This is a genomic window from Synergistaceae bacterium, from assembly GCA_012521675.1.
Taxonomy (GTDB): domain Bacteria; phylum Synergistota; class Synergistia; order Synergistales; family Aminobacteriaceae; genus JAAYLU01.
Genome location: JAAYLU010000091.1, coordinates 1 through 22,897 on the forward strand (window position 1 = coordinate 1; position 22,897 = coordinate 22,897).

The window sequence follows — 22,897 nt, forward strand, 5'->3', positions numbered from 1 at the left end:
ACTTGCATGTGTTAAGCACGCCGCCAGCGTTCGTCCTGAGCCAGGATCAAACTCTCGGATTATTGCTGTTCGCTGATTTATCATGCTTATCTCGCTCTTATAAGACTGTCAAGGTTCAAGACTCCTCCGCACGGGCTCATCCCCGGACAGAGGGAAAAACACGCCGTTTCAAAGGCGCGAGGGGTATAATATCACGTTTTCTGGCCTTGTCAACTGGAAAAATATGATTTTCTCACTTTTTTCCCCTGAAATTGAAACTAGTAGGCCTTGGCAAAGATGGTTCTGCGCGCGCCGGACTTTCCGGTGAACATGCAGGTGCCGGTGTCGTCCGATTCGAGCGGCATGCAGCGGGAGCTGGCGCCCGTGTCCTCCTTGATGACCCTTTCGTCCTCGGTCGTGCCTGCGAAATAGGTCTCTATGAAACCGCCCTTCTCCGCCATGGCGGCCTTGAATTCGTCGTAGGAAGCCGCGAAGCTGGTGTTCTCCCTTCGGAAGGCTATGGCCCTGTCCAGCATTGCGATCTGCATCTCTTCGAGGAGCTCCGTCATGCGGTTCGCCAGCGTCTCCGTCGGTATGTCGAACCTCTCGCCCGTGTCCCTTCTGACCACGCGGACCTTGCCCTCGGCCATCTCCCTCTCACCCAGCTCTATGCGGAAGGGAACTCCCTTCTGAAGGTGGTGGAAGAACCTGTCGCCGGGGCGGAGGTGGAACTGCCTGTCGACCGTTGTGTATCTGCCGCCGAGGGCGGCGTCGAGAGAGGCGGATATCTCCTCGGCCCTCGGCAGCAGGGTGGAGGCGAGCTTATCTTCGTCGGTGCTTATCGGGAGGACAACCGCCTTGACGGGTGCCGTGCGCGGGGGCAGGACGAGTCCGTCGTCGTCGGAGTGGGTCATGATCAGTGCGCCTATGAGGCGGGTGGAGGCTCCCCAGCTCGTCGTCCAGGCGTACTCGAGCTCCCCTGCCTGGTTCTGGAATTTGATGTCGAAGGCCTTGGCGAAGTTCTGGCCGAGGAAGTGGCTGGTGCCCGCCTGGAGGGCCTTCATGTCGCTCATCATGGTCTCGCAGGTGTAGGTGTTGACCGCTCCGGGGAATCTCTCGCCCTCGGTCTTCTCGCCCGGTATGACGGGAAGGGCGAGCTTGTCTGTCATTACCGTCCGGTAGACCTCGAGCATCTTCAGTGTCTCCTCCATCGCCTCCTCGGCGGTGCTGTGTGCCGTGTGCCCCTCCTGCCACAGGAACTCCGACGTCCTGAGGAAGAGGCGGGGGCGCTTCTCCCATCTCATGACGTTGCACCACTGGTTGATGAGTATGGGGAGGTCACGCCAGGACTGGACCCACTTGCTGTACATGTGCCCTATGACCGTCTCGGAGGTTGGGCGGACGACCAACGGCTCCTCGAGCTCCTCCCCCCCGGCGTGTGTGACCACGGCGCACTCGGGGGCGAAGCCCTCGACGTGCTCCGCCTCTTTCTCCAGGAAGGAGTTGGGTATAAGCAGGGGGAAGTAGGCGTTCACGTGCCCTGTCTCCTTGAATGCGTCGTCGAAGTGCCGCTGGACGCTCTCCCATATCGCGTAGCCGGTGGGGCGCACGACCATGCATCCGCGCACGGGCGCGTGGTCCGCCAGCTCGGCGACCTTTATTATGTCGAGGTACCACTGGGAGTAGTCCTCTTTTCTCGGTGTTATGTTGCGTGCCATATTCACTTCCTCCTGTCGTGCGTCCCCTATCGCGGGGTAATTCTTTCGTATTTTCCAGGGTCAGGGCAGAGGGTATTTGCCCCATACGGGGCTGCCCAGGAAGAATCCTATCTTGAAGTCCTTCTCGTCATTGTAGATGAACATCAGCTTGCCGTCGAACAGTACGCCCGGGATGGAGAAGGAGACACCGGCCTCCCATAGGTCTCGGAAGCGGTTCCAGTCGTCGTCGAAGGCGAACCCCATGCCGCCGAAAATTTCGGTGTTCAGGGCCCCCCACCAGCTCTTCATCATCACTCGCCTGAAGGCGACGTTCCACCAGGCCATTCGCTCGGCCTCGATCGGATTTCCTGAGTAGCTGTACAGCTCCTCGGCGGCGCCCAGATAGACGGCGTGCCCCTCGTGGTTCACGTTCCCCTCCGCGAAGCCGGCGCGGAAGTAGAATCGCCAGTCGTCCGCGAAGCGAGATGCCCTGAAGTACGTGATCCTGTACAGGAGCTCGTCCAGGTTGGCCCACCAGGCCTGGAGGTGCAGCAGGGCGCCCTCGGTCGGGTCCACCGGGTCGTTGAGGGTGTCGGACGTCAGGAACAGGGTCGGCCCGTGCGAGTCGAACTCCTCCCCCCTGGAGTGAGTGCGCTCGACGGCGTAGCCCGCACCGCCGGTGAACTCCCCCGACGTGAAGTGTTTGTAGAAGCCGAGGGCATACCTGTCCCAGGAGCGTTTTTCCGCGTTTTCCGGCTCCAGCTCCCAGTTGTAGGCGGAGAGGCGTATCTCCCAGGGTTTCAGTTCGGGGGTGTCGAAGTAGCTCGCGTCCACCCCCCACTGGTCGCCGATCCTGAGGTTGAACTTGAGCGCATCCCCCTCCCTGAAGAGGTAGCGCCTTATCCCGCTGACATAGAGCCACCTTTGGGGATGAAGGTTGGTCGTGTACCCACCGAAGTTGATCTCCAGCGCGGGCTTCCTCTGGACGATGAATACCACCCCGACGTCGGGGCCCCGTGCCTCGAACCGGTAGTCCACTGACAGCACGTCGTCCCTCTCGCCTATCTGCCGGCTGGCCTTGAGGACCTCGAGCGAGCTCAGCGGCCTGCCTATCCAGGCGCCGTACTTCTTTACTATCGCGGACGCCAGCTCCATCGACGCGCCCTCGACCTCTATGGAGGAGACGTTCGCCTCCAGTCCGAAGAACTCCGGCTGGGCCGCGCTGGGCGCGGACTCCGAGAGGGCGATTATCTCCGGAAGCACTTCGAGCGCCGCTCGCCTGCCCCCGTCGATCACGTTCTCCGCGCCTACGAGATCGAAGATGCTGACCCCCTCCACTGGGGGGGATATGAGCAGGTCGGCCATCGGCTTCTCCCACTCCACGTTTCTGCTGGTGAAGATGGTGATGGACTGGTCGACCACGTCCACCAGGTTGCGGATCTCCTTTTTCGACCTGAGCTGGCCCGTCACATCCACCGCGATCACCGGGTAGCCGGGAAACAGCTCTTTCGCCGTCTCGACCGGGAGGTTGGACACAAGGCCTCCGTCGACGAGCAGCCTGTCTCCCAATGGCCACGGCTCGAAGATAGCGGGGATGGCCATAGAGGCCCTCATGGCGGAGGCGAGGCTTCCCGCACGAAGGACGACCTTCTCCCCCGTCTCCAGGTCAGTGGCCACGGCCGCGAAGGGAATGGGGAGCTCGTCGAAGCGGACCACGTGTATCCGAGAGGCGAGTTGGGCGAAGCGCTCGAGCAGTTTCACGCCGGTTATCCCGCCCAGGGGGCCTATTACCTCCCCCGACTGGCTCAGCCTCACCCAGGGCAGGCTGCTCCTGGGCGATATGTTGTCCGACGGAAGGGGCACGAAGATCGGGTTTGTCCTCTCGGACATGAGGTTCGTCAGGTCGAGCTCTTCCACAACGTGGCGAAGCTCGTCCGGAGAGTAGCCGCTTGCCGCCAGGCCGCCGATTATCGAGCCCATGCTAGTCCCGACTATGCCCGCTATCGGTATGCCCTGTTCACCCAGGGCCTCGAGGACACCGATGTGCGCGAGGCCCCTGGCGCCACCGCCGGACAGGGCGAGCACCACGCCCCCCATTCGGGCGGAGGCGGGCCCGCAAAGGACGAGCTGAATCATGATCAACGCGGTCAACAATCGCTTCTTCGACAAGACGCTTCTCCCTCCCCTCAAGCTGCGGATTGGATGTAAAAAGTCACTATATCCTAACAGAATCAAGGCCATCTTGCTACACGTCGACCTCCTGAACTATCTTACAGTAATTTGAAATTTTTGTCCGTGCTGGAATTCACAAGCAAAATGGAGTATGCTTTCTCAAAAGCGACTTGTCGGGGGGAGGTGGTCGTTCGCAAGTTCGGTTTTTTTAGCGTGGTTACTATTTTGTAAAAGGAGGCGGTACTGTTGTCGGAAAAGAAGAAGATACCTCTAATTTGGCAGATCGGCATTGGTTTTGCACTCGGAATCGTCGCCGGAGCTGTCCTCGGGGAGAAGGTTCAGTACGTGGAGCCAGTCGGGAGCGCTTTCCTGAAGCTGCTCAAGATGCTCATCGTTCCCCTGGTCTTCTCCAGCCTGGTGGTTGGAGCGGCGTCGATCGGCGACCCACGCGACCTCGGCAGGATCGGCATCAAGACGCTGATCCTTTACCTTGCCACCACGGCCGTCGCGATAGTCATCGGCCTGATGCTAGGCAATCTCCTTCAGCCGGGCGTCGGCCTGGCCATAGGCGAGGGACTGCAGTTCGACGCCAAGGAGGCGCCGAGCATCAAGAGCGTCCTTCTGAACCTCTTCCCGGACAACGCTCTGAAGGCGGCCGTCGACGGGCAGATGCTCCAGATCATCGTCTTCGCCCTCTTCCTCGGAGTGTCGGCTGTGCTGGCGAAGGACAAGGGGACTCCCCTGATAAGCTTCTTCGACTCGATGGCCGAGACGATGTACAAGCTCACCGGGCTGGTCATGATGGTTGCGCCCTACGGCGTATTCGCGCTAATAGCCGACACCGTGTCCAAGTACGGTCTGTCGGTGCTGGCACCGTTCGCCAAGGTGATCATAGCCGTATACATAGGCTGTGCACTCCAGCTTCTGGTAGTCTACTCCGCCCTGATCATCTCCGTGGTCAAGAAGTCGCCCATGTGGTTCCTGAAGGGGATCCGCGAGGCGGGACTGACGGCCTTCGTCACGAGGTCGAGCGCGGCGGCGCTGCCGGTCACGATCCGCAACGCCCGCGAGAACCTCGGCATCTCGGAGAAGGTCTCGTCCTTCGTGCTGCCCCTGGGCGCGACGATCAACATGGACGGAACGGCCCTGTACCAGGGAGTCTGCGCTCTGTTCGTGGCCCAGGCCTACGGACTGTCCCTCGGCATCGGCGCCCAGCTCAACATCGTCCTCACGGCCACTCTGGCCTCTATAGGGACGGCGGGAGTCCCTGGCGCCGGGCTGATAATGCTGACGCTCGTACTGACGGCGGTCGGCCTGCCGCTTGAGGGCGCCGCTCTCGTGGCGGGGATAGACGCGGTGCTCGACATGGCGAGGACCTCGATCAACGTGATCGGGGACGCATGCGTCGCCGCCGTCGTGGCAAAGACGGAGGGAGAGGACCTCTGATCCTTCGGTTCTATGGAGACGGACGAGCCGTGAGAGGACCGGCAAGCGGCCTCTCACGGCTCGATTATTTCAGTGTGGTTGTCGGTCAGATGCTGAATGACAGGACCAGGAACAGAGTTCCTCCGTCCGCGAGCTTGAAGGGAAGGGTGAAGCTTCGTATCCCCGGGGATTGGCTGGGGATCGTCTTGATGCCGTCGCCGGAGATCAGCTGAGGGGGCGTCACCTCGGTGCCGACTATGCCGGACTGGATCAGCGCGCGTCCCCCCACCATGTTGGCCAGCTCGCCGATCACGCTCATAGATACCGGGTCATCGAGATTGGGCGTTATCATGCCGCCCGACATGGCTCGAACGGTGGCGTTGAAGCCGCCGTCGTCCAGCATGATCACCGCCGTGCCCTGAATGCCCCCGCCCACTATGCCGATAAGGGCGGCCAGGCGACTGCCCTGGACGTTCACCCCCTTGGCCACCTCCGATTTCGCCAAGGTTAGCTCGACTCCCATCTCCTTGCTGACCGACATCAGAGAAGAACCAAATGTGTTGACAAGGGTCGCCAGCTTCTCCGTTCCCATACCTCTCACCATTTCCTTTCCGTGCTCTGAACCTTTATGCGTTGGTAGTCAAGGACTATCGCCCAAGCCGCGAGATCGTCCACGTCCCTTTGCGGCTTGCGCAGTTTTGTCGACACGAGCCTCCACAGGCCGCGCGGCGGATGAAGCCTCCAATATAGAACGCGCGCGGCGAGGGTCGTCCCTCTTTCAGACACTAACTTTACCTTAAAAGACGAGGATTGCGCAAGTGAAAAAAGAGCGTTTTTTCCCGTTCCGTCTCCCATCAGAATCTCGGAGACAGACATAGGCTCGCTCCAGGGCCTCGGTTTTTCTATCGTAAACTCTCCGAGCGATTCGAAGGATCCGCTCGCCAATGCCTCGAAGAAGGATCGAGCCTCGGCGGAGCGGAAGATGCCGGAAGCGAGCAGTTCTCCGCCGTCCCCTACCGCGGCCCAGCCGGACTTGTCGCGCCCCGGGTCGATCCCTACTTGCACGACTGAGTCCCCGGACGAGTCGCCCAGCGCGGATAGAGCCACATCCACTGGTCGGGGGTCCCTCTTATGAGCTCGCCGACCACGTCGTTGCACTTGGTCATGGCCGCCTCCATCGTCTCGCCCTCGGGAGGAAACCCCTCCTCCCAGGGGGAGGCCAGCATATGAAAAACGTGCAGGTGCGAAGCTCCCCGCCGGACGACCGCGCAGGGGATGATCGTGGCACCGAGCCTCCGGGCCATCTTCGCTATGCCGAAAGGGGTCGAGGCCGGCAGGCCGAGGAAGGGCACGAAGACCCCCCTATCCCTCACATCCTGGTCGATCAGGACGGCCAGCAGCTCACCCTTCTTCAGGCATCTCATTGCCCCCTTGAGATCCAGCCCCTTGCCTATGGTCTTCACCCCGCGCACCTCGCGAAGCTCTTTTATCAGGGAGGTCATCCTGTCCTCCCTCTGGTCGGCGCCGATGGCATTGACCGGGTAGCCCCGCTCGGAGAGCAGGGCGGCGCCGTACTCCCAGTTGCCCAGGTGGGCCGACATGAGTATGACGCCCTTTTTCCTCCTGAAGGCCCTCTCCAGGTGCTCCTCGCCTTGCAACTCCACCAGCGACCCGACCTTGGTCCGAGTTCCGATGGAGGCGAACTCCAGCACGGAGCGCCCCAAATTCTCGTATGAGCCGCGCACGATCTTGCGCGCCCTCTTTCTGTCCACCCGGAGGGCCCTCATGCACCTCTCCTCCGCCTCTCGGACCCGTCTTCCGCTGAAAGACCACAGAAGAAAGCCCAACAGGCCGCCAATTCGGACCAGTAGGGGCTTTGGCAGTTTTTCAGATGTTTTTCTGATCAGAGATAATGCCTTCCATTTCACTTAGGTGCAACCCCGTTTCTAAAGAGCGTCGGCGACAATGACCAGGGGCAGAGAGGACTCCATGAGCAACGCGTCCTCGCCGCCCTCGTAATAGCCGGGAGCGGGCGCCAGCGGCAGAAACGCGTTCCTCTCGTAGAAGGCGCGCGCGCCGCTTTGAGAGGCCCGTACATGGAGGCTCAGCCTGGTGTAGCCCAGCGACAGGGCGACCTCGGAGGCGCCGACGAGAAGCTGCGATCCTATGCCCCTCCTCCGGTAGTCCGGCCGCACGGCGATCCTGGCCAGCTCCGCGCCCCTGCGACATGGACCGAGGGCGGCGAATCCCAGGAGCAAATCCTTGCCCCTGGCGCCGAGATAGATCATCGCCGTCTCGCCCGCGAGGTCCCTGCGGATCAGGCTTAACGGCCAGGGGGACACCGACGAGAGCTCCTCCAACGCGAATATCTCCGCCGCGTCCTTCGGGGAGCAGTACCCGATATCGGCCAGGAACATCCCTCGTCACCTCTCTTGTCCGTCAGCCCTTGCAGGCGCTATTGGTCGTCGGACGCGACCTTCGGCCTCGGTGCCGTGACGGCCTTTCCGGAGATCAGGTCGCGCAGCTCCGACTTGGCACGTTTAAGCTGCTCGTCGTCCTCTACGTCCTTCGCGACCTCTCCCTCGACCTCGATGTCCGGCTCCAGCCCCTCGTGGTCGATTATCCTTCCTGAGGGGGTGCGATACCTGGCTATGGTGACGTACAGTCCGCAGTCGTCGCCGAGGTTGAACAGGGTCTGCACCGATCCCTTACCGAAGGTCTTCTTGCCCACGGAGAGGGCCCTCCCCCTGTCCACCAGGGCGCCCGCGACTATCTCCGAGGCGGACGCGCTGCCCTCGTTTATAAGCACCACCATGGGCAGGTCGGTGACCGTGCCGGGCGACGCCAACACCTCGTCGTTGATGCTCGCCACCTTGCCGCTGATGACCACCACCGTCCCCCCGTCGAGGAACATGTCGGAGATCTCCATGGCGCCGTTCAGCAGGCCCCCCCCATTGTTCCTGAGGTCGAGGATCAACCCCTTGGCCCCTTCTTCGATTAGCTCCTCGAGCCCGGCTCCGAACTCCTCCGCCGTGTTCTGCTTGAAATGGGTGAGCTTCAGATAGCCGAGATCCCCTTCCATCATCTCCCACCGGGCGGACTTGATCTTGATTATCTCCCTCTCGATGGCGAACTCGAGCAGCTCCTCCTCGCCCTCGCGCCTGACCCATATCGTCACGACCACTCCAGGCTCCCCCCGAAGCTCCTTCACGACCCTCTGGGAGTCCCAGCCCAGGATGATGTCGTCGCCTATCTTCACTATCTGGTCGTTCGGCTTGAGGCCCGCCCGGTCGGCGGGGGTATCCTCGATCGGGCTGATCACGAGGGTCTTTCCGTCGCGCTGGCCTATGTAGATCCCGAGCCCCCCGTAGCGACCCTCCATCTCGATCTCCTCTTCCGCCAGCTGCGCGGGTTCCACGAAGCGGGTGTACGGGTCGCCCCAGGCAGCCACCATCCCCTTGACGGCACCGTAGAGAAGGTCCTCCTCCTTGACCTCCTTGGTGCCCGAGTCCACCTGGTACGTCTCCACGATGGAGCGGGCCTGCTTCATCAACCACATCGAGCGGACGTTGAACGGCGAGACCTTCGCGAACTCCCCAAGGTCCGTCGCCCCGGCGGTGAACAGCCCCCCGGCGACAACGGCGCCAATTATCACGCCTATCACGAGTCCTCCCGCCCGGGAGCACAGTCCGCGGAGGGACATCTTCTTATTCTCCATCCCTACTCTCCTTTACCTTGTCCTCTGCCTACTTGCCGAGGTATTGCATTGGGTCCTTCGCCTCGCCGTTCACCCTGACCTCGAAGTGAAGATGCGCCCCGGTGGTGGTCCCGGTCATGCCGACCACGCCGATCGTCTGTCCCGTTTTCACCCTGTCCCCCTCGCCCACGTCGAGCCTTCCGAGGTGGGCGTACACGCTTGAAAGCGACCTGCCGTGGTCGATTATTACGATCTGGCCGTAGCCCCTCAGCCATCCGGCGTAGAGAACCTCCCCCGGACCCGCCGAATACACGGGAGTGCCGTTGGCCATCCTTATGTCGATTCCCGTGTGCATGATGCGCGTCTTGAAGGTGGGATGCACCCTCATACCGAACTTGCTGACGATCTCCCCCCTCGACGGCAGCGGCCAGGCCAGTTTTCCCCCCGACGGAAGCTCCTCTCGCCGGGTCGGCGGCTCCGGCTTGCCGGGGAGCATCTCCTTCTCCCTCTTCTTCTTCATGAGATCCATTATGGTGGCCTGTATCTCTCGCTGGGAGTCCTGGAGCTCCTTGACCGCCTTCTGGTGCAGGTCGCGCTCGCTCCTCACCTTCTGCAGAAAGGCGTTGCTCTCCGCTATCTCCTTCCGGTAGGTCATCCTGCTCTGCTCGAGGGCGGCGGCGTTCGCAGCGAGCTGCCTTCGCTCCTCTTCAAGCTGGACCACGGCCTCGCCAAGACGCTCCTTCTTGGAGAGCATGTCCGTTATCATGAGCTCGTCCTGCTGCGCGATGCGGTTCAGCAGCAGGGTCGTCTCCATCGCCTCGTGAGCTGTGGATGCGGACAGCAGCAGGTTGAACTCGGCTATCCCGCCGTACTTGTAGATGTTCAGGAGCCGCCCCTCGAGCACGCTCCTCATGGAGTCGAGTTCGCACTCGGTGGCCTGGATCTCGGCGTTGAGCTCCTCAACCGTCTTCTTGGCCTTTTCGTTCCTCAGCTCAAGGACGCGGATGCGCTGCTCAGTCAGGTTCTTCTTCTGGTCCAGATCCTCTATCCGGGAGATGACTCCCTGCTCCCTTTCGCCTATCTGCTTGACCCGATTCTGATGCTCCTTTATCTGTCGTTCGAGGGCCCTCATCCGGGCCTCCTCCTGGACGAGCTTCGAGTCAAGACCGGAGTCCCCGGTGGCCGGACAGGGCAGGAGCAGTCCGAGCGCGACGGCGAAGACCGCGAGTAGGCGAACTTTATTCAACTTCACCTGGTACCACCACCTTGCAAGTATGAAATCGGGTCACCTCGAGCGCATGCCCCTGGCGGTGAAGCGGCTGACCGCGATCCAGCTGCACATCCATCCGGTCGTGGCCCCCGCCCCGAACAGGAAGAGGAAGAACTGCCCGAGGATCTTCGGGTCGACGATTATGTCCACGAATGCCAGGGAGGAGCGTATCACCTCCACGGCCGAGGCGTAGGTGCTCGCAAGTCCCAGGATGGCGAGGGCCGCGCCGCCCGCGCCCAGGAACATGCCCTGGAAGACGAAGGGCAGCGATATATATGTCGAAGTGGCCCCTATCAGGACCATCACCTCTATCTCCTCCTTGCGCGAGTAGATGGCGATTCTTATCGTGTTGAAGATGACCAGTGTGCTTATCAGCAGGGTGAACATCAGCACTATGCCAGAGACGGTGGCCGACGTCCTCGAGAGGTTGGCAAGCCTCTCGACGAGCTTGCCCGCATAGAGCACCTCCTCGACCGACGGCATCACCATGAGATCCCTGACAAGAGGGGTGATGTGCTCCGCCTTCCGCACCTGGATCTCCAGGCTCCAGGGCAGGGGATTCTCCCCGAGGAGCGTGATGGCCCGCGCCTGGTTGCCCAGTTTCGCCCTCAGCCTCTCGAGCGCCTCCTCCGGGCTTATCGCCGCCACGGATGCGACCAGGGGGGACGACTCCATCAGCTCCAGCGCCCGATCCGCACTCTCTCCCCTCTTCATGTAGGCCTGCACCACCATCGCGCCCTCTATGCGAGAGATCATGTACCTGGTGTTCATGGCGAAGAGAGAGGCGAATCCAAGAATGTACAGCACCGACGCGGCCGTCAGCAGCGTAAGGATGCTGAGCCCCCAGTGCCTGAAGAGCAGCCTGAAAGTATCCCTGAGGGCGTATCTAAAGCTCGCCATCTACGAAATACCTCCCCCTTCTCTCGTCTCGCCTGGTGCGCCCGTTGTGCAGTTCTACAAGTCGCTGCCTGTACGAATCGACCAGGTGCTGGTCGTGGGTGGCCACTATCACGGTGGTCCCCGCCGCGTTTATCGAGAGCAATAGCCTCATGATCTCCTCGGAAGTGCGCAGATCGAGGTTTCCCGTGGGCTCGTCGGCCAGGAAGACCGAGGGGGAGTTCACCATCGCGCGCGCTATGGCCACTCTCTGCTGCTCGCCCCCGGAGAGCTGCGGCGGCCTGAGGAACCTCCTGCGCCACAGCCCCACCTGGTCTATCACCTCGTTGGCCCTGCTCTCCACCAGCTTGGGAGGTATTCCCATCGCCTCCAGCACGAAGGCGACATTCTCGAACACAGTGTAGTTCTGCAGGAGCTTGAAATCCTGGAAGACCACCCCTACCTCCCTCCTGTAGTAGGGAAGCTCCGAGGAGCGCAGTTTCCTCAGGTTTCGGTCCCCGACGCTTATCTGTCCCCTGGTGGGCAGGTACTCCCGCGATATCAGCCTCAGCAAAGTCGTCTTTCCGGAGCCGGTCATGCCGATGAGGTATACGAACTCGCCGCTGTCCACCGACAGGTAGATGTCCTCCAGGGCGACAATTTCCGGCTCGAATACCTTTGTCACGCCTGACAAGCGTATATCCATGCACTACCTCCTGCGCATTATCCAGGCCTGCATGGCCTCGCTGACTATCTGCGAGGCCGTGAGCCCGTAATATTCCTTCAGCTCCCGGGGTGTTCCGCTCTGGCCGAACTTGTCGAAGACGGCCACCATCTTGACCGGTACCGGGTAGCTGCCGGCCGTCAAGGAGGCCACAGCCTCGCCCAGCCCCCCCGCGGATATATGTTCCTCGGCCGTGACACAGCAGCCCGTCCTTCTGACCGAGTCCAGGATGGCCTGGGCCGGAAGCGGGGAGAGGCTGTAGCAGTCGATGACTTCGGCGCTTATATTCTGGCGGGAGAGCACCTCGGCGGCCTTTACAGCCTCGCTGACCATGATACCACAAGAGCATATCGTGACGCTTCCTCCCTCCCGAAGGACCCTTCCTCCCCCCAGGGAGAAGGAGTCATCCCCGTCCTCGTAGACGTCGGGAACAGGAGCTCCGCTCAGGCGGATGTAGACTGGCTTGCCGTACGAGGCCGCGGACTTTATCAGAGCGAGAGCCGATGTGTGGTCGGCGGGCGTCACCACTGCCATGTCCGGCAAAGCCCGCATCAGGGCCATGTCCTCCAGCATCTGCCTGCACGCGCCGTCCGGACCGGCGGACAGCCCGGAGTCAAGCCCGACCAGCTTGACCGGAAGAGACGGAATGGCCACCGCAGCCCTTACCTGGTCGTAACCCCTGCCTGCGAGCAGCGCGGCGTTTCCCGCGACGAAGACGTTCTCGCCCCCGAGGGACATGCCGGCGGCGGTCAGGATCAAATTCTGCTCCCCCGCCCCGGCATCGAAGAACCTCCCCGGCACGACCTCCGCCATCCTCGACGCCCATTCGCCCTCCTTCGCGCAGCCCACGACGGCGATCTTCTCATCGGAGGCCGCCAGCGAAGACAAGGCCTGTGCGAATGAATCCATCATGCTTCTCTCGACACTCATAGCACACCCTCCCCGTTCAGCTCCGACAGAGCCATGTCGACTCTCTCCCTGTCGGGGACCTTCCGCTCCGCGCAGGGATCTCCCTCGAGGAACGAGACCCCCTTGCCGAGAACCGTGCGGGCGAAGATGCACAGGGGGCCCTCGGCCCGGGACAGTGCCTTGAAGGCCGCTCCTATCGACGCGAAGTCGTGCCCGTCGCACTCCTCCGTGCGCCACCCGAAGGAGCGAAGCTTATCCCCGGTGGAGGGAGAGCCACCCCTAGTCTCGAACAGAAGCACGAGGTTGTCCAGTCCGAAGCGCGGAGAGGAGGCGGCCGCCTCCCAGAAGACTCCCTCGCGTGCGTCGTCCTCCCCCGTCAGGCAGAACACGGACGACGAGACCCTTCTTCCGCGAAGGGACAGGGCGAGCCCGTTCGCTATTCCCAGCCCCATGCCGCGGGAGCCTCCCCCGGGGGCGTCTACCCCGGGAATCCGCAAGGCAAGAGGATACCCCTGCAGCATCGCCCCGAGACGCCTGTAGCTCCATAGCTCGTCCCTCTCGTAGAAGCCCTTGCCGGCAAGAGTCGCGTAGAGAGCGGGCGCTCCTTCCCCCCTGCCCAGCACGAACCTGTCCCTGGTCTCCAGCCAGGGGCTGGACGGGTTGACCGACATCTCCTCCCAGTAGAGCCATACTAGAATATCCACTATGGAAAGAGAGGCGGAGAGCCATCCCGAACGGGCCAGCCCTATCATGCGCACGACATCGCGCCTTATCTCCGCCGCCTTCGACATCAGAAATGAATTGCCGGCAGTCATACCCTCACTCCCCTTGGTCATCTAGCAAAGCCCTCGAGCAAAGCTCTCCGAACACTCTCTGAAACTCGAGCCTTTCATCCGCACGGCCCTTGACCGGCATACCGGGCGGGGGCAGTCGACCTGCGCCGCTCCATGCCGGGATTTTCCATGCCTCTGCCAGTCCCGCGACCTTCGGGTCGTACGGGACAACGGTCAACGGACGGTCGAACAGCAGCGCCAGCACCGAGGCGTGGAGGCGCATCGCGATCACGCCGACGGCGGCGCCCATAAGAGTCCGGCACTCGTCTCGCCAGTCGCCCGCGTCCAGCAGGACGATCCTCTCTGCCGGGAAGACACCCTCCTCCCTCAGCCCCTCCATCACTGAGAGGTCCTCCCGCGCCAGCGCAAGGCCGACGACGGCGGCCCGGGCGGACAACGCGTAGTCGCAGGCCGCGACGGCGGTTCGACGGGGCAGATCCCCCTCCCACGGGCGGATGTTAACCAGCAGGAACTCCCCCCGCCCCGTCGTCGACGGCACCGCAAGGGAGAAGGCCGGGTCGCACGTCAGGCGGGAATCCAGCCCCCACTCTCTTAAAAGCTCCGCGGACCCTGCGTCCCTCACGCCGCGGACGGAACAGCTTCCCAGGGCGGATCTGGCCAAACGCTCGGAGAGCGACGACTCGAACGGGCCGACCGACTGCCCCGCGCACCAGGGGCGCGCCCCCGCCATCAGCGCAATCCTGACCACTCCCCAGTAGTACAGGGGCGAGCGCATGCTCGTCGCGTCCTGAAAGAGCCCTCCGCCTCCCAAGAGGAGGGTCTCGCTCCTCTTAAGCACCCGGTACACCTCGACCGGCGACCACCTCGACACGGCCCTGACGCCGTGCAGCCGGGCGGAGCCCTCCGGATCGGAGGAGAGCATCGCCACTTCGCTTCGAGGCACGCCGTACCTCTCGAGTGAATCGAGCAGTGCCTCGGCAAGAAGCTCGTCACCAAGGTTGCCAAAACCGTAATACCCGCAGAGGGTGACCTTCAGAGAGCGCTCCGCCCTCAACCCGTCATCATCTTTCCGTGCCTGGTCCAAAGGGGCAGGATCAGCATCTTGAGCATGAGAAGGCTGACCGTGCCGACGAGCAATCCCGTCCACAGCCCGTTGAACTGCCTGAACAGGATGAAGTGCAGCGGCGTGTGGAAGTGGCAGAAGCTGTTGACCGCCGACGAGAAACCCACCACCGTGGCCAGGCGAAAGACCTCCCTGTAGCGGGGCCACATGTCGACCCTGCGGACGAAGTACCAGATCAGCAGGGCCGGGTAGCCTAGGAAGACCTCCTTGCTCCTGGGGCGGGCCACCAGCGCTCGCTCAAGCATCTCCCTGACCCTCACCTCGAAGGCCGGCACGAACTGGACGTTGTCGCTTCTGAAGAGAACAAGCACCGCACCCCCCAGCAGCAGGGCCAGCAGGATCATCTCGCCCCAGAGCGGAGGCCTGCGGAACAGCTCGACGAGCGACTCCGGGTGCTCGCGGCTTTTGAAATCGGCCAGGAGCAAGAGCAGAGGCGGCAGGAAGAGAGTGGCCTTGACCCCCGAGAATGTCCTGAGGCGCAGCATGAAGAGAGGGTCGCTGAAGAAGGCCGCTATGGCGAGGCCGCCCGCGATCACGAAGAGGAAGCTTCCGAGTATCCCGAACCAGGGCCTTCTCCACGAGTCCAGCGCGATGAACGAGGCCTCGGTCACGAGCAGGACAGCGGTCAGGGCCCCAGCCGAACGGGCCGCCGCCGGGACGAACAGGATTAGCATCCCGGTCAGGACGACCATTCCGCCGAACACCATCAGGCCCCTTCCCGAGCCCCTCCAAGCCAACGATGCGCCCGTGTCACCAGATGCGCCCGCGATGAACCTCTGAAGAAAGCGGAGCGCTGTGAAGACGAGCGCCAACGAGAGGGCCAAGGCGCCGAGGACTCCCGTGCGCCACGGCTGATACGGCTCGGGCCAGCTCAGCGCGACGCCGGAAGAGGAGATATTCGAGGCGAGGAGGTGCAGCTCCTGCTGGAAGAAGTCGAATTGGCCGCTTGAGACCTCGATAGCGGACGGGCGGAAGACGAGCAGCCTGATCGCCCTCTCCTTGACCGCCCTCATGAACCTTTCGTGAAGCCCGATCCGCGTGATGCCCCTGCTCAGTATCTCCTCGTTGGTGACGCTGTGCAACGGTATGAGCCTGGGATAGGCCAGCCAGTTCAGCTGAACCGCTCCTACCTGCCGAGAGAACTCCACGGCCGCCACCGATCGGTCGTGCCTTCTTATCACGTCCGCCAGGGGGCGAAGGTCGGGATAGCCGAGCGCGACCTCCGCGGAGGGGGATACGGTGCGGATCTGGGGGAAAGAGAGAAGCAGGGACTCCAGGGTTGTGAGAGAACCGCCCGTGTCCGGCGCAAGAGCGGGCGCGGGCCTGTAGAACACCGGTATGTCGTGCTTGGATGCCAGCAGCAAGCCATCCACGTCCGGGACAACTCCGGTCAGCAGAAGCTCGTCCAGCGTCCTGGGCAGCAGCACGGCCGTCCCCGTCTCGAACTCCTGTATGAGGACCCCTTCGAAGCGCGCGTTCAGAAGAGGGGGCATCATCTCTGCCCCGGGGAAGCCCTTCGGGATGAACATTGACGCCTGCATCGGATTACCCGCCGCCAGCTTGGGCGCCGCCCCCGGCAGGCCCGACGCCGGCCCGTAGTAGAGCTTCATCGCCCCCAGGGAGAGCTGCTGTCCTGTCAGCTCCGACACCATCAGCCCCATCGCACCGCTCTGACGCAGTATCAGCCAGAGCTCCTCGTCGCTCCTTCCCTCCCTCTCGGAGAAGGCCGCTAGGTCGCGATAGTCCAGCACGATAGCGGCGTTCCTGGCCTCCTTCTCCGCCGCGAGCCTGGGCAAAAGGGCGGGGATCGAGAGCATCGCCAGCAGGATCGCCACAATCAGGGCGGGCCGGACGCGCGCCACCTCGACGAGCCCGGAGCCCCTTCCAGTCTCCTTGCCGAATTCCCTATTATTCATCGAGCATTCCTCCACTGCTCGGCCAAGGAGCAGCCGAACTCTTCCAAAAGTCCGCTCAGACCGCGGAGCGGCAACCCGACCACGTTGAAATAGTCGCCCTCTATGGAGGAGACGAGCAGCGCTCCTCGCCCCTGGATGGCATAGGCGCCGGCCTTGTCGTCCCCCTCCCCGCTATCGACGTAGGCCATCGCGGCCTCGGGGGATAGGTGTCGAAACACGACCCTCGTCTCCTCCACCGCGAACCTCTCCTCGCCCCCCCGCCTCACGGCGATGCCCGTGAAGACGCTGTGCGTCCTGCCGCTCAGCAAGGAGATCATCCTGAAGGACTCATCCCTGCCGGAGGGCTTTCCAAGGACATTCCCGTCCAAGGACACCAGCGTGTCCGCCGCTATGACCACGCTGCCCGGATTTCTGCGCACCGCGTCCCCGGCCTTCGCCCGGGCGAGGCGGACCACCGCGTCCCTCGGCAACTCTCCGTCCAGCAGCTCCTCGCACACGTCCGCCGCATCCGTCCTGAACCGCCAGCCGAGCGAACTCAAAAGCTCTCTGCGCCTGGGGCTGGCCGACGCCAGCACCAGGTCTAACGGGCCAACCAAATGCCGATCACTCCTCCCGCCACAGTCCCCGCGTTCCACCTTATGCTCAACCTGAGCCCGAACTCCGCGAAGGCGAGGTTCACGTCGCGCAGGTCGAACCCGGTTGAAAGGATATCTCTGAAGAAGGGCTCGGTCAAGGCGAAGCGCTGAAGATAGAGCCCGACCACCGTGCCTATTATCAACGAGGCCAGGACCAGCCAGATTTTCCTGGAAGAGCCGGCCGCCATCACGCCGACCCCGCGATAGACAGGAATATGGACAGGAATCCGGCGAGGGCGCAGTAGACGGCGAAGGGGCGCCACCTGCCCGATGCCGCCACCCTGCGAAGCAGAACCAGAGAGCAGTAGCCCGCCGCGAAGGAGACCAGCATCCCTGCCTGCCACCCCGGTGGCAGAGAGGCTCCGGGAGCGGCGACCGATAAAAGGCCGCGCGCCTCCAGCAGTGTCGCGCCGAGCACCGCGGGGATGGACAGCAAAAATGAGAAGCGGAAGGCCTGCTCCGCCCCGAGACCGGCCCGCAGCCCTGCGAAGATCGTGGACCCGGAGCGCGATACCCCGGGCAGCACCGCGACCCCCTGGACGACGCCTATGAACAGGCCCTTGACCGGCGTGATCGGGCGGGGGTCCCGCTCATCCCCGCGATCCGATGTGGCCATCCACAGCAGCAGGGATGTCAGCAGCAGCCCGGCCCCCACAGCCCATGGCATCGAGCCCATCCGCACCACCAGCGGTTTCAGCGGCAGCGCGACGGCCCCTGTCAAGAGGGTGCCGGCGATGACGGCCCATCCGACGTTCCACCCCTCGCCCCTCTCCTTCCTCGATAGGAAGCCCGCGAGCCACTCCAGGAACAGGCGAACTATGTCCCTTCCGAAGAAGAAGAGTGTGGCCAGCATCGTCGCGAAGTGCAGCAGTATGTCGTAGGAGAGGGATGCGTCCTCGATCGAGAAGAGAGATTTGGCCAGCGCCAAGTGGCCTGAGCTGCTCACCGGCAGAAACTCCGTCAACCCCTGGAGCAGCCCCAGGAAGAGAGCGGGAAGAGCCTCGCTCATCACCTCTCCCTCCTTCCGCGACGAACGGGTGGGTTCAGCACCGTGATCATCGGCGCTATCACCGGCCTGCTTCGCCCGAAGCGCCGCAGGACATCCCTGATCCGCCCCCTGACCCTGCTCTTCAGCTGATCCGGCTCTGCGGCCGCCTTGGCGCCGAAGGAGCGCACCAGCTTCTCCACAAGCTCGCCGAGCTCGTCCTTGAGGGTGCCGGCGTCCTCCAGGTGCAGAAACCCGCGGCTCTCGAACTCCGGCGCGGCAATTAGCTCCCCGTCCTTCGACAGCACTATCGACACTATCACCAACCCCTCCTCCGACAGCTCTCGCCTCTCCTTGAGGATGCTCCCCTGGAGCTCCCCGAGCGCGAGGCCGTCCACCATTATCCCTCCGGCCTGCACCCTCTTCTTCAGCACGGCCCTGTCACCGTCAAGCTGCAGCACGTCGCCGTTGAGAAGGACGAATGCGTTCTTGACCGGGACTCCCGTCTCCCTGGCCAGCTCCGCGTGCCTCACCAGGTGGCGATATTCGCCGTGAACCGGCACGAAGAACTTCGGCCTCGTCATGTTCAGCATGAGCCGAAGCTCGTCCCTCGCCGCGTGCCCGGAGACGTGAATACCACGCTCCTTCTCGTACAGCACGTCGCAGCCGCAGGCGAACAGCCTGTCGATCGTCTTGCTCACGAGCTTCTCGTTGCCGGGGACGGGCGTCGCGAATATCGCCACAACGTCCTTCTCGCTCAGGGAGATCACCCTGTGCTCCCCCCGGCTCATAAGCACCAGCCCCGAGAAGGGCTCCCCCTGGCTCCCGGTCGTCATGACCACCAGCGAGCCGGGCGACACGGAGCGTATGTCGTCCACGTCCACGACGATTTTGTCATCGACGTGCAGGTAGCCGAGATTCCTCGCCAGCTCGACGTTCTTCAGCATGCTGCGCCCGACGAAGGCGATCTTGCGATTGAACCTGGACGCGGCGTCCACAACCTGCTGAACCCTGTGCAGATTGCTCGCGAACGATGCGATTATGATTCGCTTCGTCCGGTACTGCCTGAAGATCTTGTCGAGCGTGCCGGACAGCGCCCTCTCGGACTCGGTGAAGCCCGACCGCTCCACGTTTGTCGAGTCGGAGAGGAGCAGCAGCACCCCCTTACGCCCCTCCTCGGAGAAGGCGTCGTACCCGGTCAGCCTGCCGTCCACCGGGGTGGGGTCCAGCTTGAAGTCCCCTGTGTGGACCACCGTGCCGACCGGTGTCTCGATCGCGAGGCCCACCCCGTCGGGGATCGAGTGGCATACGGCTATGAAGCGCACCCTGAAGGGCCCCGCCTCGACCACGTCGCCCGCCTCTATCTCCCTGTAATCGGGGTCGAGCTCCGGCGCCCACTCCGCCATTTTGTTGCCCACCATTCCCAGGGTCAGCTTCGTCCCGAAGAGAGGAACCGGGATCTTCGACAGCACGAATGGAAGCCCCCCTATATGGTCCTCGTGACCGTGGGTCAGTACCATGCCGACTATCTTCTCCCTATTCTCCTCCAGGTAGGTCGTATCCGGTATGACGAAGTCTATGCCCAGCATCTCGTCGTCCGGGAACATCAGGCCGCAGTCCACCACGAGTATGGACTTGTCGTACTCCAGGGCGAAGATGTTCTTTCCTATCTCGCCAAGCCCCCCGAGGGGAATGAACTTCAGCTTTCCTTTCTTCTTTACGGCGGGCCCTGCCCCGCCCTTTTTCTTTCGTGTTGCTTTTGCCATTTACACACCCAGCCTTTCAAGCTTCGGCTCTTGAAGAATTCCGAAATATATTACCGACGTATTGCCGAACAGGCCTTTCTCTGCTAGAATGCCGTATCGACCTCAAGAGACCCATACTCCGCATGATGGAAAAGACCGGGAGGTAGCAAGTTTGAACAACAATGAAACCCCATCCACCATGACCCGGGAGGGCTACGAAAAGCTGATGGCCGAGCTGGTCGAGCTTCGTAGCTCCGGGAGGGCCGAGATATCCAAGCTGCTCGAGGAGGCGCGCTCCTTCGGCGACCTGGCCGAAAACGCCGAGTACGCCGTCGCGAAGGAGGAGCAGGCGAAGCTGGAAACGAGGATATCGCGGCTGGAATACCAGCTCGGCAACGCAAAGGTCCTCGACTCCACAACCATCGACGCAAGCAAGGTAGCCCTCGGAACCACGGTCACAATCCAGGACATCATCAACTCTCAAAAATACTCCTACATGATAGTGGGCTCGGAAGAGTCGGACCCGAAGGCTTGCAGGATCTCCTCCTCCAGCCCGGTCGGGCAGGCCCTTCTGAACAAGACGGTGGGAGAGGAGGTACACGTGAAGGTGCCGCGAGGCGTCAGGCACCTGAGGATAGTGAGCATCTCCATAACTACCTGATCGCAGGGCGATAGCACGTCGGCCGGTCACTCCTACGAGCCGTCCTCGTTCAGCCTGTCGGCCAGCCCTTCAGGGACGGCGAACGGGTCGTAAAGTTCGCGCACACCGAAGGAAACCGGGGTGTCCGGGAAGGCGGTCAGGATGAAGGACAGACCGACCCAGTCGTCGCCCTCCGCCCTGTCGTCCCTGTACGTCAGCTCCCACCTGGAGCACTCCCCGTTCTTCAGAGTCAGTCCGTACACCATCTCCGCGAGGCTCGACTCCGCCAAGTCGTACCCTCCGAGCACGGAAAATGTGAGGTCCTTCCCGGCCGGGAAGGAGATTCGCTGGTACAGCTCCTCCCTCTCGCCGTAATAGTCCCAGAGCATGGGGGTTTCCCCGCTCGTCCACCTGCGAACGTAAGCAGAGGCCAGGTCGGCCTGTCCCCAGGACCAGCGGACGCCGAGGACCGCGTCCATGATCTCCTGCTCCGTCGAATCGGGATCGTCGTACCAGTAACGCCTGTAGCGAGCGTCGATGAAGGAGGTATACGTCTCCAGCCTCTCCTCGGAATATATCTGCACTTCGGCACCCTTTCGGCTCACGTCGAGCGTCGTGGCGCTCTGCACGTCCTCGTACTCGCCCCACGTGACCTCGACCCTGCCGTACGCGTTCAGCAGCGGAGTCCTCTCCCAGGGGCCGCGCAGCGAGAACTCCGGCGACCTCCACAGAACCCCGTGATAAGTCTCCCCGGCCCGCTTCTGGATCGACACCGCCTCCCTCTGGGTCCAGCGCAGCGAGGCTTCGTATCCACCCGAGCTGTACGATATCCCCCACGAGGGGCGGTAGAGGTTCTCCTTGGAGTTCTTCTCGTAGGAGCGTTCCGTCCCCCCCCACACGAAGAGATACTCGCCGATCTTCTGCTCGACAGCAAGTCTCCCCTCCCAACCGGCGTCCGACCACCATACGACGTCGAGGCTCGCCTTGCCGGTGTCCCACACGTAGGGGCCGCCGATTCCGATCCCCCGCCCCTTGTCCGAGTCGCTGCCCAGAACGGGGAAGAAGGAGCTGAGAAGCGCCCTCTTCTGTTTCGGGTCGAGCGGCACGACATAGTCGAACGGGTAGGTGAACAGCAGGCTCTCCCCGATGTACACCTGCGGATTCTTCGCGATTACCCTCTTTCCCGGGACGTAGACGACGCTCCTGGACACGAGCCTGTAGTGCGGGTTCTTCAGGCCGCATGTCGTGAGAGAGACGTCGCTCAGCTTGCCTATCAGCTCGTCCTCCTCCACTCCGCGGACGCCCGATGAGGAGACCCATCCCTTTTCGCGGGCGGAACCCACCGGCGCGACCGCCATCTCCCTTCCCTTGACGAACACCCTGCCGTCGCCCGCGGGGGAGGAGCCAACCGCTCCGTGGAGCACTCCCTCCCGAGTTGCGACGTTATAGTTTAGCGAGTCCCCCGTGAGCACCCTGTCCCCCTGTATCATGGACACTTTCTTTCCCGGTGCCGCGGACGCGGACAGCAGCTGCTCCTCGGAGTCCATCTCGACCCTGTGGGCGAAAATATCGAGCAGCCCGCTGCGCACCCGGACGTTGCCCTCGGCTACCGCGAGCCCGGTATGTTCCTCGAACACGACCTTGTCGGCATCCAGATAGATCGTCTCTTCTTCTCCGTCGTACGACTCCGCCGGCGGAGGAATCATCGGCACGGCGAAAAAAAGAAGCGAGAAGAGCAATAGGATTAATCCTGGTTTTCGGGCGGAGACCACGAGAACGACGCTCCTTTCTCCGCGGAGAACACCCCTGAGAAGGTGACCCGCACAACACTGCCCTCGAAGTGAAGGCCGTCACTGCTGAACGAGGCGCCCTTTTCGAACAGCACCTCTCTCTCCCCGTCCGCCCACCTGGCCTCTGGGGCCTCGAAGAATCCCGACCTATCCCCGAAGACGAACGAACCCTCGACATCGGAGAGGCGGACAACACGCTCCCGTTCCGAGAAGACCCCGAACGGCGAGCTCAGACCGGCCCTCCTCCTGCCGTCCTCCAGGGCGGAGAGCTCAAGCGACTCGAGCCTTATCTCCTCTCCCCTGTGCTCGACCAGGTTCACGCTCGCCGTCCACTCCACACCGTCCTCCTCGCGTTGAAAGCGAACCCTCTCGAGGGACATGTCCGGCAGATCCGCCCTGCCTACGGACAGGGCGTCCACCTCCAGCGAGGCGTCCCGCGCAGCGTACCAAACAACGACGAAGGCGGCGGCCAGCAGAAGCGCGAGCCCCACACGTCTCATAATGGTCAATTATCACAACT

Annotated in this window: 22 protein-coding genes and 1 rRNA gene; 2 read left to right on the top strand and 21 right to left on the bottom strand. The window is 62.8% G+C overall.

Annotated elements, in window-relative coordinates:
* The 3 genes from GX181_08575 to GX181_08585 form a co-directional block, all read right to left on the bottom strand.
* A 16S ribosomal RNA gene (locus GX181_08575) occupies positions 1–62 on the bottom strand; the annotation flags it as partial.
* 195 nt (positions 63–257) lie between these two features.
* Positions 258–1,697, bottom strand: coding sequence for a proline--tRNA ligase (locus GX181_08580; protein ID NLM71994.1), 1,440 nt, complete (start codon positions 1,695–1,697; stop codon positions 258–260).
* A gap of 60 nt (positions 1,698–1,757) precedes the next feature.
* The gene (locus GX181_08585) at positions 1,758–3,845 is read right to left on the bottom strand and encodes a patatin-like phospholipase family protein (GenBank protein ID NLM71995.1); all 2,088 of its coding nucleotides are present in this window, start codon (positions 3,843–3,845) and stop codon (positions 1,758–1,760) included.
* Between the two features lie 246 nt (positions 3,846–4,091).
* On the opposite strand from GX181_08585, the gene GX181_08590 reads away from it, so the two are divergent.
* On the top strand, positions 4,092–5,294 hold the full coding sequence (locus GX181_08590; GenBank protein NLM71996.1) for a dicarboxylate/amino acid:cation symporter: 1,203 nt from the start codon (positions 4,092–4,094) through the stop codon (positions 5,292–5,294).
* Positions 5,295–5,379: 85 nt separating this feature from the next.
* Here the strand turns inward: GX181_08590 and GX181_08595 are convergent, their stop codons facing one another.
* Genes GX181_08595 through GX181_08670 form a run of 16 tightly spaced genes read right to left on the bottom strand, consistent with a single transcriptional unit; the run spans position 5,380 to position 19,968 of the window.
* Complete coding sequence (locus GX181_08595; GenBank protein ID NLM71997.1) at positions 5,380–5,865, bottom strand: chemotaxis protein CheX; 486 nt, start codon at positions 5,863–5,865, stop codon at positions 5,380–5,382.
* Between the two features lie 5 nt (positions 5,866–5,870).
* Positions 5,871–6,386 (bottom strand): endonuclease, encoded by a 516-nt coding sequence (locus GX181_08600; GenBank protein ID NLM71998.1) that lies wholly within the window; start codon positions 6,384–6,386, stop codon positions 5,871–5,873.
* Entirely contained in the window at positions 6,329–7,201 is an 873-nt protein-coding gene (locus GX181_08605) for a lysophospholipid acyltransferase family protein (protein ID NLM71999.1), read from the bottom strand. Before GX181_08605 ends, GX181_08600 begins: the two co-directional genes overlap by 58 nt.
* A gap of 18 nt (positions 7,202–7,219) precedes the next feature.
* Positions 7,220–7,690: a GNAT family N-acetyltransferase gene (locus tag GX181_08610; protein NLM72000.1), complete on the bottom strand. Its 471-nt coding sequence runs from the start codon at positions 7,688–7,690 to the stop codon at positions 7,220–7,222.
* Between the two features lie 38 nt (positions 7,691–7,728).
* Positions 7,729–8,976: a S41 family peptidase gene (locus GX181_08615; protein ID NLM72001.1), complete on the bottom strand. Its 1,248-nt coding sequence runs from the start codon at positions 8,974–8,976 to the stop codon at positions 7,729–7,731.
* Positions 8,977–9,019: 43 nt separating this feature from the next.
* Positions 9,020–10,222 (bottom strand): peptidoglycan DD-metalloendopeptidase family protein, encoded by a 1,203-nt coding sequence (locus tag GX181_08620; GenBank protein NLM72002.1) that lies wholly within the window; start codon positions 10,220–10,222, stop codon positions 9,020–9,022.
* A 33-nt stretch (positions 10,223–10,255) separates the two neighbouring features.
* A complete protein-coding gene (locus GX181_08625) occupies positions 10,256–11,140 on the bottom strand; it encodes an ABC transporter permease (protein ID NLM72003.1) in 885 nt (294 codons plus the stop codon).
* Positions 11,127–11,822 (bottom strand): ATP-binding cassette domain-containing protein, encoded by a 696-nt coding sequence (locus GX181_08630; protein ID NLM72004.1) that lies wholly within the window; start codon positions 11,820–11,822, stop codon positions 11,127–11,129. The genes GX181_08625 and GX181_08630 overlap by 14 nt, the downstream gene beginning before the upstream one ends.
* A gap of 3 nt (positions 11,823–11,825) precedes the next feature.
* On the bottom strand, positions 11,826–12,770 hold the full coding sequence (locus tag GX181_08635; GenBank protein ID NLM72005.1) for a transketolase: 945 nt from the start codon (positions 12,768–12,770) through the stop codon (positions 11,826–11,828).
* Positions 12,767–13,564 carry a transketolase gene (locus GX181_08640; protein NLM72006.1) on the bottom strand — a complete coding sequence of 266 codons (798 nt, stop codon included), beginning with the start codon at positions 13,562–13,564 and terminating at the stop codon, positions 12,767–12,769. Before GX181_08640 ends, GX181_08635 begins: the two co-directional genes overlap by 4 nt.
* Positions 13,565–13,568: 4 nt before the next feature.
* Positions 13,569–14,597: a polysaccharide pyruvyl transferase CsaB gene (csaB, locus tag GX181_08645; protein ID NLM72007.1), complete on the bottom strand. Its 1,029-nt coding sequence runs from the start codon at positions 14,595–14,597 to the stop codon at positions 13,569–13,571.
* Positions 14,594–16,582 (bottom strand): hypothetical protein, encoded by a 1,989-nt coding sequence (locus GX181_08650; GenBank protein NLM72008.1) that lies wholly within the window; start codon positions 16,580–16,582, stop codon positions 14,594–14,596. The genes csaB and GX181_08650 overlap by 4 nt, the downstream gene beginning before the upstream one ends.
* Positions 16,579–17,178: a septum formation protein Maf gene (gene maf, locus GX181_08655; GenBank protein NLM72009.1), complete on the bottom strand. Its 600-nt coding sequence runs from the start codon at positions 17,176–17,178 to the stop codon at positions 16,579–16,581. The genes GX181_08650 and maf overlap by 4 nt, the downstream gene beginning before the upstream one ends.
* Positions 17,163–17,405 carry a hypothetical protein gene (locus GX181_08660; GenBank protein ID NLM72010.1) on the bottom strand — a complete coding sequence of 81 codons (243 nt, stop codon included), beginning with the start codon at positions 17,403–17,405 and terminating at the stop codon, positions 17,163–17,165. Before GX181_08660 ends, maf begins: the two co-directional genes overlap by 16 nt.
* Positions 17,405–18,226 (bottom strand): undecaprenyl-diphosphate phosphatase, encoded by an 822-nt coding sequence (locus GX181_08665; protein ID NLM72011.1) that lies wholly within the window; start codon positions 18,224–18,226, stop codon positions 17,405–17,407. Before GX181_08665 ends, GX181_08660 begins: the two co-directional genes overlap by 1 nt.
* Entirely contained in the window at positions 18,226–19,968 is a 1,743-nt protein-coding gene (locus GX181_08670; GenBank protein NLM72012.1) for a ribonuclease J, read from the bottom strand. Before GX181_08670 ends, GX181_08665 begins: the two co-directional genes overlap by 1 nt.
* Positions 19,969–20,056: 88 nt before the next feature.
* Here GX181_08670 and greA point away from each other — a divergent pair, with 88 nt between their 5' ends.
* Entirely contained in the window at positions 20,057–20,608 is a 552-nt protein-coding gene (gene greA / locus GX181_08675; protein NLM72013.1) for a transcription elongation factor GreA, read from the top strand.
* A 32-nt stretch (positions 20,609–20,640) separates the two neighbouring features.
* Here greA and GX181_08680 read toward each other — a convergent pair whose 3' ends face one another.
* Both GX181_08680 and GX181_08685 read right to left on the bottom strand, forming a co-directional pair.
* Positions 20,641–22,326: a hypothetical protein gene (locus tag GX181_08680; protein NLM72014.1), complete on the bottom strand. Its 1,686-nt coding sequence runs from the start codon at positions 22,324–22,326 to the stop codon at positions 20,641–20,643.
* A gap of 5 nt (positions 22,327–22,331) precedes the next feature.
* Positions 22,332–22,886: a hypothetical protein gene (locus GX181_08685; GenBank protein ID NLM72015.1), complete on the bottom strand. Its 555-nt coding sequence runs from the start codon at positions 22,884–22,886 to the stop codon at positions 22,332–22,334.
* Between the last annotated feature and the right edge of the window lie 11 nt (positions 22,887–22,897).